At 72.1% G+C, this 13,615-nt stretch carries 12 protein-coding genes and 1 pseudogene; 10 read left to right on the top strand and 3 right to left on the bottom strand.

Features of this window, described 5'->3' with window-relative positions; genetic code table 11:
* Positions 1-58: 58 nt before the first annotated feature.
* Entirely contained in the window at positions 59-1,987 is a 1,929-nt protein-coding gene (locus AC07DF_RS01125) for a 2-oxoacid:acceptor oxidoreductase subunit alpha (RefSeq protein ID WP_478965793.1), read from the top strand.
* Positions 1,980-3,059, top strand: a complete 1,080-nt coding sequence (locus tag AC07DF_RS01120) for a 2-oxoacid:ferredoxin oxidoreductase subunit beta (RefSeq protein WP_478965791.1) — start codon at positions 1,980-1,982, stop codon at positions 3,057-3,059. Before AC07DF_RS01125 ends, AC07DF_RS01120 begins: the two co-directional genes overlap by 8 nt.
* Before the next feature lie 37 nt (positions 3,060-3,096).
* On the opposite strand, the gene AC07DF_RS01115 is transcribed toward AC07DF_RS01120, so the two are convergent.
* Positions 3,097-3,477 (bottom strand): winged helix-turn-helix transcriptional regulator, encoded by a 381-nt coding sequence (locus AC07DF_RS01115; protein ID WP_478965789.1) that lies wholly within the window; start codon positions 3,475-3,477, stop codon positions 3,097-3,099.
* A 91-nt stretch (positions 3,478-3,568) separates the two neighbouring features.
* On the opposite strand from AC07DF_RS01115, the gene AC07DF_RS01110 reads away from it, so the two are divergent.
* Both AC07DF_RS01110 and rarD read left to right on the top strand, forming a co-directional pair.
* Complete coding sequence (locus AC07DF_RS01110) at positions 3,569-4,423, top strand: SDR family oxidoreductase (RefSeq protein WP_478965787.1); 855 nt, start codon at positions 3,569-3,571, stop codon at positions 4,421-4,423.
* 195 nt (positions 4,424-4,618) lie between these two features.
* Positions 4,619-5,281, top strand: a pseudogene (rarD, locus tag AC07DF_RS01105) (EamA family transporter RarD); the annotation flags it as partial.
* Between the two features lie 59 nt (positions 5,282-5,340).
* On the opposite strand, the gene AC07DF_RS01100 reads toward rarD, so the two are convergent.
* Entirely contained in the window at positions 5,341-6,804 is a 1,464-nt protein-coding gene (locus AC07DF_RS01100) for an MFS transporter (RefSeq protein WP_478965785.1), read from the bottom strand.
* 91 nt (positions 6,805-6,895) lie between these two features.
* Here AC07DF_RS01100 and AC07DF_RS01095 point away from each other — a divergent pair, with 91 nt between their 5' ends.
* From AC07DF_RS01095 to AC07DF_RS01085, 3 genes are all read left to right on the top strand, one after another.
* A complete protein-coding gene (locus tag AC07DF_RS01095; protein ID WP_193482398.1) occupies positions 6,896-7,321 on the top strand; it encodes a winged helix-turn-helix transcriptional regulator in 426 nt (141 codons plus the stop codon).
* Positions 7,322-7,328: 7 nt separating this feature from the next.
* Positions 7,329-7,802: a VOC family protein gene (locus AC07DF_RS01090; RefSeq protein ID WP_478965783.1), complete on the top strand. Its 474-nt coding sequence runs from the start codon at positions 7,329-7,331 to the stop codon at positions 7,800-7,802.
* Between the two features lie 143 nt (positions 7,803-7,945).
* Entirely contained in the window at positions 7,946-8,893 is a 948-nt protein-coding gene (locus tag AC07DF_RS01085; protein ID WP_478965781.1) for a M28 family metallopeptidase, read from the top strand.
* Positions 8,894-8,919: 26 nt separating this feature from the next.
* Here the strand turns inward: AC07DF_RS01085 and AC07DF_RS01080 are convergent, their stop codons facing one another.
* On the bottom strand, positions 8,920-10,758 hold the full coding sequence (locus AC07DF_RS01080; protein ID WP_478965779.1) for a tetratricopeptide repeat protein: 1,839 nt from the start codon (positions 10,756-10,758) through the stop codon (positions 8,920-8,922).
* A gap of 160 nt (positions 10,759-10,918) precedes the next feature.
* On the opposite strand from AC07DF_RS01080, the gene AC07DF_RS01075 reads away from it, so the two are divergent.
* The 3 genes from AC07DF_RS01075 to AC07DF_RS01065 all read left to right on the top strand — a co-directional run bounded on the left by AC07DF_RS01075 (position 10,919) and on the right by AC07DF_RS01065 (position 13,603).
* Positions 10,919-11,422 carry a DUF6668 family protein gene (locus AC07DF_RS01075; RefSeq protein WP_478965777.1) on the top strand — a complete coding sequence of 168 codons (504 nt, stop codon included), beginning with the start codon at positions 10,919-10,921 and terminating at the stop codon, positions 11,420-11,422.
* A gap of 305 nt (positions 11,423-11,727) precedes the next feature.
* The gene (locus tag AC07DF_RS01070) at positions 11,728-12,906 is read left to right on the top strand and encodes an amidase family protein (RefSeq protein ID WP_478967539.1); all 1,179 of its coding nucleotides are present in this window, start codon (positions 11,728-11,730) and stop codon (positions 12,904-12,906) included.
* A gap of 115 nt (positions 12,907-13,021) precedes the next feature.
* The gene (locus tag AC07DF_RS01065) at positions 13,022-13,603 is read left to right on the top strand and encodes a flavodoxin family protein (RefSeq protein WP_478965775.1); all 582 of its coding nucleotides are present in this window, start codon (positions 13,022-13,024) and stop codon (positions 13,601-13,603) included.
* Positions 13,604-13,615: the final 12 nt, after the last annotated feature.

Below are 13,615 nucleotides of genomic sequence, written 5' to 3'. Positions count from 1 at the left end.
CTGGGAGGCCTGCGGGAAGGCCTGTCCCGGACAGCCGCCTCGAGGGAGGTCCAGTTCAGTGACCAGCCAGGTCAGTAGCCCAGCGGAGCAGGCCGACGGACCAGTCGTAGGAGAGCAGCGCAAAGCGGCGGGCGCCAAGGGCGTCCGCCGTCTCGACCGGGTGATCATCAGGTTCGCGGGGGACTCGGGTGACGGTATGCAGCTCACCGGTGACCGCTTCACCTCGGAGACCGCGTCGTTCGGCAACGACCTGTCGACACTGCCGAACTTCCCGGCCGAGATCCGGGCGCCCGCCGGGACCCTGCCGGGTGTGTCGTCCTTCCAGCTGCACTTCGCCGATCACGACATCCTCACGCCCGGTGACGCGCCGAACGTGCTGGTGGCGATGAACCCGGCCGCGCTGAAGGCGAACATCGGCGACCTGCCGCGCGGTGCCGAGGTGATCGTCAACACGGACGAGTTCACCAAACGGGCGATGCAGAAGGTCGGCTACGAGACCAGTCCGCTGGAGGACGGGTCGCTGGACGGCTACCACCTGCATCCGGTGCCGCTGACCACGCTCACCGTGGAGGCGCTGAAGGAGTTCGACCTCAGCCGCAAGGAGGCCGAGCGCAGCAAGAACATGTTCGCGCTGGGCCTGCTGAGCTGGATGTACCACCGTCCCACCGAGGGCACGGAGAAGTTCCTCAAGTCCAAGTTCGCCAAGAAGCCCGATATCGCGGCGGCCAACATCGCCGCGTTCCGGGCGGGCTGGAACTTCGGCGAGACCACCGAGGACTTCGCCGTCTCCTACGAGGTGGCCCCGGCGGCCACGGCGTTCCCGCCGGGTGTCTACCGCAACATCTCCGGCAACCTCGCCCTGGCGTACGGCCTGGTCGCGGCGGGCCGGCAGGCGGATCTGCCGCTGTATCTGGGGTCGTACCCGATCACTCCGGCGTCGGACATCCTGCACGAGCTGTCCAAACACAAGAACTTCGGCGTGCGGACCTTCCAGGCCGAGGACGAGATCGCCGGAATCGGGGCCGCGCTGGGCGCGGCCTTCGGCGGTTCGCTCGCCGTGACCACGACGAGCGGTCCCGGTGTGGCGCTGAAGTCGGAGACCATCGGCCTCGCGGTCTCGCTGGAGCTGCCGCTGCTGGTCGTGGACATCCAGCGCGGCGGGCCCTCGACCGGCCTGCCCACCAAGACCGAGCAGGCGGACCTGCTCCAGGCGATGTACGGGCGCAACGGCGAGGCCCCGGTCCCGGTGGTCGCGCCCCGGACGCCGGCGGACTGCTTCGACGCCGCGCTGGAGGCGGCGCGGATCGCGCTGACGTACCGCACGCCGGTCTTCCTCCTCTCCGACGGTTATCTGGCCAACGGCTCCGAGCCCTGGCGGATCCCGGACCTGGACGAGCTGCCCGACCTGCGGGTGCAGTTCGCGCAGGGCCCGAACCACACCCTGGAGGACGGCTCCGAGGTGTTCTGGCCCTACAAGCGCGACCCGCAGACGCTGGCCCGACCGTGGGCGATCCCGGGCACGCCGGGTCTCGAACACCGGATCGGCGGCATCGAGAAGGAGGACGGCACGGGCAACATCTCCTACTCGCCGGCCAACCACGACTTCATGGTCCGCACCCGCCAGGCCAAGATCGACGGCATCGACGTCCCGGACCTCGAGGTGGACGACCCGCACGAGGCGCGGACGCTGGTGCTGGGCTGGGGTTCGACGTACGGGCCGATCACGGCGGCGGTGCGGCGGCTGCGCAGAGCCGGGGAGTCCGTCGCGCAGGCGCATCTGCGCCATCTCAACCCCTTCCCGCGGAATCTGGGCGTGGTGCTGGAGCGTTACGACAAGGTGGTGATCCCCGAGATGAACCTCGGGCAGCTCGCCACGCTCATCCGGGCGAAGTACCTGGTCGACGCCCAGTCGTACAACCAGGTCAACGGCATGCCGTTCAAGGCGGAGCAGCTCGCCGCGGCTCTGAAGGAGGCCATCGATGGCTGAGACGTCCACGCACGGCACGGGCACCGTCGAAGCGCTCTCCCTCGTCCCCAAGGCCGAGGGCAGGCAGTCGATGAAGGACTTCAAGTCCGACCAGGAAGTGCGCTGGTGCCCCGGCTGCGGCGACTACGCCATCCTCGCGGCGGTGCAGGGCTTCATGCCCGAGCTGGGCCTGGCGAAGGAGAACATCGTCTTCGTCTCGGGCATCGGCTGCTCCTCCCGGTTCCCGTACTACATGAACACGTACGGGATGCACTCCATCCACGGCCGCGCCCCCGCCATCGCCACCGGTCTGGCGAGTTCGCGCCGCGATCTGTCGGTGTGGGTCGTCACCGGTGACGGCGACGCGCTGTCCATCGGCGGCAACCACCTGATCCACGCGCTGCGCCGCAACGTGAACCTCAAGATCCTGCTGTTCAACAACCGGATCTACGGTCTGACCAAGGGCCAGTACTCGCCGACCTCCGAGGTCGGGAAGATCACCAAGTCGACGCCGATGGGGTCGCTGGACGCGCCGTTCAACCCGGTGTCGCTGGCGATCGGCGCGGAGGCGTCGTTCGTGGCGCGGACGGTCGACTCCGACCGCAAGCACCTGACGGAGGTGCTGCGCCAGGCCGCCGCCCACCAGGGCACGGCCCTGATCGAGATCTACCAGAACTGCAACATCTTCAACGACAACGCCTTCGAGGCCCTGAAGGACAAGCAGCAGGCCGAGGAGGCCGTGATCCGGCTGGAGCACGGCGAGCCGATCCGGTTCGGCAGCGATCTGTCCAAGGGGGTCGTACGCGACCCGCTGACCGGGGATCTGAAGGTGGTGGCGGTGACGCCGGACAACGAGGACCAGGTGCTCGTCCACGACGCGCACTCCCCGTCCCCGACCACGGCGTTCGCGCTGTCCCGCCTGGCCGACCCGGACACCCTGCACCACACCCCGATCGGCGTCTTCCGCGCCGTGGACCGGCCGGTCTACGACACGCAGATGTCCGACCAGCTCGATCAGGCGATCGAGCAGCACGGCAAGGGCGACCTGGGCGCGCTGCTGGCGGGCGGGGACACCTGGACGGTCGTCGGCTGAGCACGACCACGCCGTACGGCGATCAGGCCCGGGGCCGCTACGACGCGGCCCGGGTCTCGTCGTAGGTCAGGCGGGCCTTCTCCACCTCGTCCATGCGCTGGTGGGTCCACTGTGCGAGGGCCCGCACCTGCTCGGCGGCCTCGCGGCCCAGGTCGGTCAGGGAGTAGTCGACGCGGGGTGGGATCACCGGCTTGGCGTCGCGGTGGACCAGGCCGTCGCGCTCCAGGGTCTGGAGGGTCTGGGTGAGCATCTTCTCGCTGACGCCCCGGCCGTTGTACTGACTGATCGCCCGGCGCAGCTCGCTGAACCGGTACGGGCGGTCCAGCAGCTCGATCAGGACGAGCACGCCCCAGCGGCTGGTGACGTGTTCCAGGACGAGCCGGTACGGGCACAGGGCCTCGCCATCACTTACTGCCATGCCAGTACCTTACTTCAAAGTGGGTACTTTCGAAGAGTTAGCGCTTCTCCTAGGGTTAGTGCCACCGCACCCCACAAGGAGAGTCATCACCATGAGCATCGTTGTCACCGGAGCCACCGGACAGCTCGGCCGTCACGTCGTGGAGCAGCTGCTGGAGAAGGTCCCCGCCGAGCAGATCACCGCTGTCGTCCGCAACGCCGAGAAGGCCGCCGACTTCGCGGACCGCGGGGTGAGGATCGCGCTGGCCGACTACAACACCCCCGCGTCCTTCGACGGCCTCTTCTCCGCCGGCGACAAGGTCCTGCTGGTCTCGGGCAACGAGTTCGACAAGGGCCGTGTGCAGCAGCACAAGGTCGTCATCGACGCCGCCAAGGCGGCCGGGGTCGCCCTGCTCGCCTACACCAGTGCCCCGGGCAGCCTGACCGCCGCGCTCGCCGACGACCACCGCGGCACCGAGGAGGCCCTGCTGGACTCGGGCGTGCCCTACGCGCTGCTGCGCAACGGCTGGTACCACGAGAACTACACCGAGAACCTCGCCCCCGTGCTGGAGCACCACGCGGTCGTCGCCGCCGCCGGCGAGGGCAAGGTCTCCTCCGCCTCGCGCGCCGACTACGCCGCCGCCGCCGTCGCCGTGCTGACCGGCGAGGGGCACGAGAACAAGACGTACGAGCTGGGCGGCGACTCCGCGTGGAGCTTCGCCGAGTACGCGGCCGAGCTGAGCCGGCAGACCGGCAAGGAGATCACCTACAACGCGGTCACGCCCGAGGTGCTCACCGGAATCCTGGCCGGCGCCGGCCTGCCCGAGCCGTTCGCCCAGATCCTGGCCGGGGTCGACGCCTCCATCGAGAAGGGTGAGCTGGTCGTCTCCACCGGCGACCTGTCCCGCCTGGCCGGCCGCCCGACCACGCCGTTCTCCGAGGCCATCGCCGCCGCGCTCAAGGGCTGAAGTCCCCCGGCGGACCCCTGAGCCGACTCCCACCCCCGGATGTCATGACCGTATGCCGATACGGCCATGACAGCCGGGGGTGCCCGGCGTTACCTTCGTGGTCGCGGAACATGACGTGCGAAGGAGGGGGCCGTGACCGGCAAGCCGAGGGGCGAGGGGCGAATAGGACTGCTGAACGGCTTCGCGGCCTACGGGATGTGGGGGCTCGTCCCCCTGTTCTGGCCCCTGCTGAAGCCGGCGGGGGCGGTGGAGATCCTGGCCCACCGGATGGTGTGGTCGCTGGTCTTCGTGGGCGCCGCCCTGCTCGTGCTGCGCCGCTGGGCCTGGGCCGGAGAGCTGCTGCGGCAGCCGCGCAAGCTGGCGCTGGTCACGGCCGCCGCGACGGTCATCACCGTCAACTGGGGCCTGTACATCTGGTCCGTGAACTCCGGGCACGTCGTCGAGGCCTCGCTCGGGTACTTCATCAACCCGCTGGTCACCATCGCGATCGGTGTGCTGCTGCTGAAGGAGCGGCTGCGGCCGGTGCAGTGGGCGGCGGTCGGGACCGGCTGCGTGGCGGTCGTCGTGCTGACCATCGGCTACGGCCGGCCCCCGTGGATCTCGCTCTCCCTCGCCTTCTCCTTCGCCGCCTACGGGCTGGTGAAGAAGAAGGTGGGCCTCGGCGGCATCGAGTCACTGGCTGCCGAGACCGCGATCCAGTTCCTGCCCGCGCTCGGCTTCCTGGTCTGGCTGACCGCGCGGGGCGATTCCACCTTCGCCGCCGAGGGCGCGGGGCACGCGGCCCTGCTCGCCTCCGCCGGCATCGTCACCGCGCTGCCCCTGGTCTGCTTCGGCGCGGCCGCCATCCGCGTGCCCCTGTCCACCATCGGCCTGCTGCAGTACTCGACGCCGGTCCTCCAGTTCCTGCTCGGCATCCTCTACTTCCACGAGGAGATGCCGCCGGAGCGCTGGGCCGGGTTCGCGCTGGTGTGGCTGGCGCTGACGCTGCTCACCTGGGACGCGCTGCGCACCGCCCGCCGCGCAGCCCGCGCGCTCACCGAGGAGATCAGCGTGCCCAGCACCACCAGGACCACGGGCACGACCAGCGCCGCCCGGAAGGCCGAGAGCGTGGCCTCGGGGCCGGACCCGGTGGACGCCAGGCCGTAGACCGCGGTCACCGCCGAGATGCCGATCGCCGAGCCGAACTGCGTGGCGGTGGTCAGCAGCCCGCCGGCCAGGCCCTGCTCGGACTCGGCCACGCCGTCCGTGGCCGCGATCGTCAGCGGCCCGTAGGCCAGGGCGAAAGCGAGTCCCGCCAGGAACAGCGTCGGGAACATCGCGGCGTAGGACCAGTCCATCCCGACCGGCAGGAACAGCGCGTAGGCGGCCACGGCCAGCACGAAACCGCCGACGATCACGCGGGCGTTGCCCCAGCGGGCGACCAGTCTCGGCGTGAGCGTCGGGGCGAGCACGGCGTCGATGCCCATGACGACCAGGGCCAGCGCCGTCTGGAGGGACGACCAGCCGCGCAGTTCCTGCAGGTAGAGCGTGACGATGAACTGGAAGCCGAAGAAGGCGCCGAGGAAGAGCAGCGCCCCCAGGTCGGCGCGCACGACCGGACCCTGACGCAGGATGCCGAGACGGACGAGCGGATCCGGGCAGCGGCGCTCGGCCGCTGTGAACGCACCGGCCAGGAGCAGCGCCGCGAGCCCCGAGGCCGCGGTGAGCGGCCAGTCGCGCAGGCCGTGTTCCAGGCGGACGACGGTGTAGGCGGCCAGCAGCATCGCGCCGGCGGCGGTGATCGCGCCGGGCAGGTCGAAGGTGCCCCGGCGGGCCGGTGGGGTGCCGTGCCCGGGGATCAGCCGTACGGCCGCGGCGAGCAGGGCCCCGGCCAGCAGCACGGGTGCGAAGAACACCCAGCGCCAGCCGAGCTCGGTGAGCAGACCGCCGATCACCAAGCCGAGGGAGAAGCCTGCCGCCCCGGTCCCGGCGAAGATCAGCAGGGCCCTGTTGCGCTGCGGGCCCTCCTCGTACGACGTGGTGATCAGGGAGAGCGCGGCCGGGGTCATGAAGGCGGCGGCGACGCCGGTGACGAAGCGGGCGACGACCAGCATCCAGCCCTCGGTCGCGAAGCCGCCGAGTCCCGAGAAGGCGAGGAAGACGGTCAGCCAGAGCAGGAACATCCGGCGTCTGCCGAGCAGGTCGGCGGCGCGGCCGCCCAGGAGGGTGAAGCCGGCGTAGCCGAGCACGTAGGCGCTCATCACCCACGCCGCGGTGTCGGTGCCCAGCCCCAGGTCGGAGCGGATGGCCGGGATCGCCACCGCCATCATCGCGACGTCGATGCCTTCGAGAAAGATCGTTCCGCACAGAACGAGCAGCAGCGCCCAGGCACGGGTGCCCATCAGTCCACACTCCTCCGCCGTCAGTCGGTTACGCAACTGAGGGTCGGTTCCCTCTTGTAACCGGGACCAGCCTGCGGCAGCATCGACAGACATGGAAGAAGGCACTTCGAAGTCACCGAGTCACTGCGAGAGCACCGTGGACTACGGCGACGCCGATCCCTTCCAGTGGGACACCCGGGAGGACTGCCAGGTCCGGCAGATCCTCGACCGGATCGCCGACAAGTGGTCGCTGCTGGTCATCGCGCTGCTGGAGAACCGGCGGCTGCGCTTCACCGAGCTGCGCCGGGAGATCGACGGGGTCAGCCAGCGGATGCTGACGGTGACCCTGCGCTCGCTGGAGCGGGACGGGCTGGTGAAGCGGACGGTGCACCCGGTGGTGCCGCCGCGGGTCGAGTACGAACTGACCTCCCTCGGCAGGACGCTGCACACCACGATCCAGTCCCTGGTGACCTGGACGGAGGAACACCAGGACGAGATCGCCGCGGCCCGGACCGCGTACGACACCCGCGCCGTATAACTGGTACATGACACAGACACCGGCAGGTCCCGCCCCCGTGCACTGGAAGGTCGTCATCGACGCGAACGACCCCCACGCGCAGGCCGACTTCTGGGCCGCCGCGCTCCACTACGAGGTCGAGGACAACAGCGTCCTCATCGGGAAGCTGCTCGGTGCCGGGGTCGTGCCGGAGGAACTCGTCGTCGAGTCGCACGGCCGTCACGCCTTCCGCGACCTGATCGCCGTACGGCACCCCGAGGACCCGTACGAGGAGGAGAGCGGGACCGGGCTGGGGCGGCGGCTGCTGTTCCAGCGGGTGCCGGAGACCAAGACGGTCAAGAACCGGCTCCATCTCGATCTGCACCCGGGCGAGGGGCGGCGCGAGGAGGAGGTCGCGCGGCTGGAGGGCCTCGGGGCGAGGGTGCTGCGGCGCGTGGCGGAGCAGGGCGGCGAGTGGGCGCTGATGGCGGACCCGGAGGGGAACGAGTTCTGCATCCAGTAGCACGGACGCCACCCCCTCAACCCCCTGACCGGATAAGGGGCTTGACGGAGAGTCAGTAACAGCTTCACCATCCAGGCACCCCATTCAGCGTGGGCGGCCTGCGGACACCCCACGGGCTGCCCGTAGGAACTCGGAGTCCCCACATGAAGCTCCCCGTTTCCGCGCGTGCCGTGGCAGCAGGCGGCATAGCGACTGTCATGCTCCTGACCGGCGGTGCCGTGGCCGATGCCGCGTCCGCTCCCCCGAGACCGGCGGCGGCGCCCGACCTGCCCCTGGCGGGCGTCAAGGCCCATCTGACCCAGCTGCAGTCCATAGCCACCGCCAACGGCGGCAACCGCGCGCACGGCCGGACCGGCTACAAGGCCTCGATCGACTACGTGAAGGCCAAGCTGGACGCCGCCGGATTCACCACCACGCTCCAGCAGTTCACCGCCTCCGGCCGCACCGGTTACAACCTGATCGCCGACTGGCCCGGCGGTGACACGAGCCAGGTCGTGATGGCCGGCGCGCACCTCGACAGCGTCTCCTCCGGGCCCGGCATCAACGACAACGGTTCCGGCTCGGCCGCCGTCCTGGAAACCGCCCTCGCCGTGTCACGGGCGCAGTACAAGCCCACCAAGCATCTGCGCTTCGCCTGGTGGGGCGCGGAGGAACTCGGCCTGGTCGGCTCCCGCTACTACGTCAACCGGCTGGCGACCGGGGACCGTTCGAGGATCAGCGCCTACCTCAACTTCGACATGATCGGCTCCTCGAACCCGGGCTACTTCGTCTACGACGACGACCCGGCGATCGAGAAGACCTTCAAGGAGTACTTCAGCGGCCTCGGCGTCCCGACCGAGATCGAGACCGAGGGCGACGGCCGCTCCGACCACGCGCCGTTCAAGAGCGCGGGCGTACCGGTGGGAGGCCTGTTCACCGGGGCCAGCCGGACGATGACGGCGGCGCAGGCGGCCAAGTGGGGCGGTACGGCCGGGCGGGCCTTCGACCGCTGCTACCACTCCTCCTGCGACACCACCGCCAACATCAACGACACGGCCCTCGACCGCAACAGCGACGCGGTCGCGTACGCGGTGTGGGAGCTGTCGGAGTAGGGCCTGCCGTTCTCATCAGGTCGCCCCTACTGGTTGCGGGCGCGTTCCGTGAGACGGCCCATGCGGGCCCGGGCCGACTCCAGTTGCTCGATCTCCTCGGCGGCCGGGCCGTCCTCGGCGGCGAGCTCGGTCCACAGGCCGATCAGGTCGCGCCCCAGCTCCAGCCCCACCGCCGGGTCGCGCACGGCCCGCCAGGCGGTGGCCGCGCTCTGCACATTGCCGTAGGCGGCCTCCCCGTCGCCCGTACGGCGTCGGGCACCGGCCAGGTCGAGCGAGAGCCGGAAGGCGCGGAGCGGGTCGCCCGCCAAGTAGGCGATGTAAGCGCTGAGTTCACCCAGCCGGAGCACCTCGGGGTGCTCCGGCCCCAACGTTGCCGACGCCTGGGCGACGGTCTGGTCCGCCAGCTCGGCCGCCGCGTCGATCCTGCCCTCCTTCACGGCCTCGTTGATCCGCGTGATCGGCTCGGCGACGAGGTGGCCGGGGGCTCCGGAGTCGCCCGGTGCGCCGGAAGGCTCGTCACCGAACATGGCCTCCGCGACGGCGTCGAAGCCTCGGGCGGGGGTGGGCTTGGCGTCGAGGTCGGCGAGCAGCTCCGCTTCGAGCACCGGGTCGGGCTTCCCGCCGCGCCGGGGCCCGGCGGCGGGACCGGCTTCCGGGATGGGGAGCGGCCTCGCGTCCATGGGCGGAGGCGGCCCGAACTCACCGGTCGGGGGCGCGACGGTGCCGGGCGGTGTGGCCGGGCCCAAAGGCGCGTCTTCCGGTGCGGGCTGCGGCGGCTCCTGTACGGCGCGCAGCCGGAACGTGGGGGCCGCGCCGAGCTCACCCGACTCCGGTACGGGGCGCAGGATGTGCGTGGCGCTGTCGCTCCGCGAGGGCTTGCGCGGCTGCTCCTGATCCGCCGCGGCGGGTGGCATCGGCCCGGGGGTGCCCGGTGCGGGCGTGCCCGGCGCGGGCGTGCCCGGCGCGGGCGTGCCCGGCGCGGGCGTGCCCGGCGCGGGCGTGCCCGGTGCGGGCGGTTCCGCGGGCGTGCCGACAGCGGGCGGTTCGGCAGCAGCACCGGCCGGGGGCCACTCCGTCGCCGGTCCGGCCGTGGGAGGTTCCGTGGCTGCGCCGGCCGTCGGCGGTTCCGAAGCCGCTCCCGCCGGAGGCCACTCCGTCGCCGCGCCGGACATGGGAGATTCCGTGGTTGCGCCGGCCGGGGGCCGTCCGGAAGCCGCTTCTGCCGGGGGCCACTCCGTAGCGGCGCCGGACATGGGAGGTTCCGTGGCTGCCCCGCCCGTCGGCGGTTCCGAAGCCGCTCCCGCCGGAGGCCACTTCGTCGCCGCGCCGGACATGGGAGAGGCCGTGGCTGCGCCGGCCGTCGGCGGTTCTGCGGCCGCACCCGCCGGAGGCCACTCCGTGGCCGGTCCGGACCTGGGCGGAGCCGTCGCCGCGCCCGGCATGGGCGGGGCCGTCGCCGCGCCGGCCGTGGGCGGTTCCGGCGGGCGTCCGGCGACCGCTTCCTCCGGCGGTGCCGTACGGACCGGCTCGGCCGTGAAGTGACTGGAGCCGTCCGGGTCGACGCGGAGCGGGACGACGTAGCCGATGCGCTCGTCGTGGATCGTGGCGAGGACGGCGTGGCCGGTGGCGAGGGCGATGTGGTGGAGGCGGTTCAGGACGGCCTTGTGGATCTCCTCGCCGGGGGCCGCGAAGACCGGGACGCCGCCGACGGACGCGCCGTCGGACACGCCCGGTGCTCCGGCCCCGGCACTCGGTCCGGCACCGTGCCCTGCCCTGGGGACATGGACGTCGATCGGCGCCGCCGGGGTCGCCGCGTGTGCGGCCTGCTTCTGTTCCCGCTTCTTCTCGCGGCTGAGTCGCGACATCGTCCCCTCACTCGGCGTCGTACACCTACTGTCGAGTGTGTCCGCTCGCTCCCGTTTCTCACGTCACCGCGGTGTCACAGGCTCGTCCCAAGGACTGTAGGCCCCGGCGCGCGTTGTTCCGGTTGGCATGAAGATCGGGAGTACGAGGGAGGAGAGGTGCATGCAGACAGGCGTGCGACAAGGCCCGGAGATCTGGATCCGCGGCCCGGTGACCACCCCGGAGCCGGGGCCGCCGGAGCCGGCCCACGCCCATGCCGCGGCGCGGCGCTTCTCCTGGGTCGGCACGCACGGCGGCGCGGGCGTCTCCACGCTCGCCGCGGTCTACGGCGGTCATGACAGCGGCCGCGCGTGGCCCGGGCCGGGCGACCCGGCCTCGGTGCTGCTGGTCGCCCGGACGCACGCGGCCGGGCTGGACACGGTCGCCGGTGCGGTGGAGATCTTCCGGCGCGGTCAGGCTCCGCAAGGGCTCGACCTCGACGGCGTCGTCCTCGTGGCGGACGCCCCGGGCCGGCTGCCGCGCCCGCTCGCCCAGCGGGTCAAGTCCCTCGAGGCGGTCATCGACGTGTACCGCGTGCCGTGGGTGCCGTCCTGGCGGCTCGGCGAACTGGGCCACCCGCCGCGCGAGACGGCACCCCTGGCGAGGCTGACGGGAGCGGCACGCTGACGGCCCTCCCCCGGTCGGCCGGGGAGATCGCGGCGGGCGTACGGGCCCGGGAGCTGCGCGCGGTCGACGTGGTCGCGGCGGCGCTGGAACGGATCGACCGGGCCGATCCGCAGCTGTGCGCGTTCGTCGAGGTGTGGCACGAGGAGGCGCTGCGACGGGCGGGCGAGGTGGACGCGCTGCTCGAACGGAGGGCCGGGTGTGCACCCGGCTCGAGCGGAGCTGCCAACTCCGGCGGGGCGGTGGATGTCCCTCGCACGAGCGCAGCGGCGGGATCCGGGGGCGTCCCTCGCACGAGTGATGCAGGCATCTCCGGAGACACCCCTCGCACGAGTGGTGCCGACAGGTCAGGGGGTGTCCCTCGCGCGAGCGCGGCCGACCCCCAAGGGGCTGCTGCTCACGCGAGCGCGGCGGACAGGCCCGGGGATGCCCCTCGCGCGAGCGCGGCCGACAGCGCCGGGCACGCCCTTCGTACGAGTAATGCCGACAGACCCGGTGGCGTCCCCCATACGAGTGAGGCCAACGGCTTCGCGGCGGCGGGCGGGGCGCTGCCGCTCGCCGGTGTGCCCATCGCCGTGAAGGGGCGGCACGGGCTGCGGGCGGCTGGGCCCCTGCTCGCGGCCGGGGGTGTGGTCGTAGGGGCCACCTCCGTGCCCGGGCCGGGGACGCCGTGGCAGACCTGGGGGCTGGGTGCGCGCGGCCGGACGGTCAACCCGTGGCGGGCCGACCGTACGCCGGGCGGTTCCTCGGCCGGGTCGGCGGTGGCGGTGGCGGCCGGGCTGGTGCCGCTGGCGACGGGCAGCGACGGCGCCGGGTCGGTGCGGATCCCGGCCGCGTGGTGCGGGGTCGTCGGCCTGAAGGCCACGGCCGGGCGGCTGCCCTCCGCCGACCGCACGGGACTTGCCGTCCCCGGCGTGCTCGCCCGCTCGGCGTCGGACGCGGCCTGCTGGTGGCAGGTCGTGACGGGCGAGCCGGAGTCCGTCCGCCCGCCCCTGCCCGTCACCGCCGTCTGGTCCCCCGATCTCGGTTTCGCCGGGCCCGATCCGGAGCCCGTCGCACTCGCCCGGGCAGCGGTGGAACGGCTCGTGGCGGCGGGTGTCGTACGGCTCGTACGACCCCGGGTGCCGCTGCGGCTCAGGGACCCCGGGCCCGCGTGGCTCGCGCTGCGCGCACCCGGCGCCGACCTGGCCGGGGCCCACCGCGTCCGGGCGGAGAACGACCAGCGGCTGGCCGGGCTGTTCGGGGATGCCGAGCTGCTGCTGACGCCCACGGCACCCACCGCGCCGCACGGCCACGAAGGGCCGGGCGACCGCTACTCCACCTCGCTCACCTGGGCGTTCAACCTCAGCGGACATCCGGCGCTGAGCCTCCCGGCGGGCTTCGGCGAGGACGGCTGCCCGGCCGGACTGCAACTGGTGGCGCCGCACCGGCGGGAGGCGCTGCTGCTGGCCGTGGCGCGGGAGGCGGAGGCGCGTATCGGGAGCTGACGGCACTCCCGTCTGACACATGTCCCTGCCTGGCGGGCACCCCTGGCGTATTTGAATGCGCACGCATATGATGCATGCGCGTGTAATCGCCGTACGCCTTCTTCTGGGGGACACCATGACCCGCCGTTTCCTTTTCGTCCTGGGCAGCGCCCGCGCCGAGGGCAACACCGAGCTGCTGGCCCGCCGGGCCGCCGAACAACTGCCCCCGGACGTCGAACAGCAGTGGATCGACCTCACCGAGCACCCGATACCCGACTTCGAGGACCTGCGGCACGACAGCGACCATGTCCGCCCGACCGAGGGCAACCTCGCCCTGCTGCTCGACGCCACGCTCGCGGCGACGGACATCGTGATCGTCTCGCCCCTGTACTGGTACTCGGTCTCCGCGCAGACCAAGCGCTACCTGGACTACTGGTCGGGCTGGCTGCGCACGCCCGGCCTCGACTTCAAGGCGACCCTGGCCGGACGCACCCTGTGGGGCGTCACCGCCCTCGCGCACCGGGAGGAGGTCGTCGCCGACCCGCTCGTCGGGACGCTCCACAACTCGGCCGCGTACATGGGGATGCGCTTCGGAGGGGTGCTGCTCGGCAACGGCAGCAAGCCCGGTGACGTGCTGAACGACACCGCGGCGCTGACCCGGGCGAAGACGTTCTTCACCCAGGAGGCCCCGCCCGCCCGGTTCCTCTACGAGAAGTGAACCCGGACGGCG

This window comes from Streptomyces sp. NPDC044719, from assembly GCF_056433405.1.
This window is presented reverse-complemented; position numbering and strand designations above follow the sequence as displayed.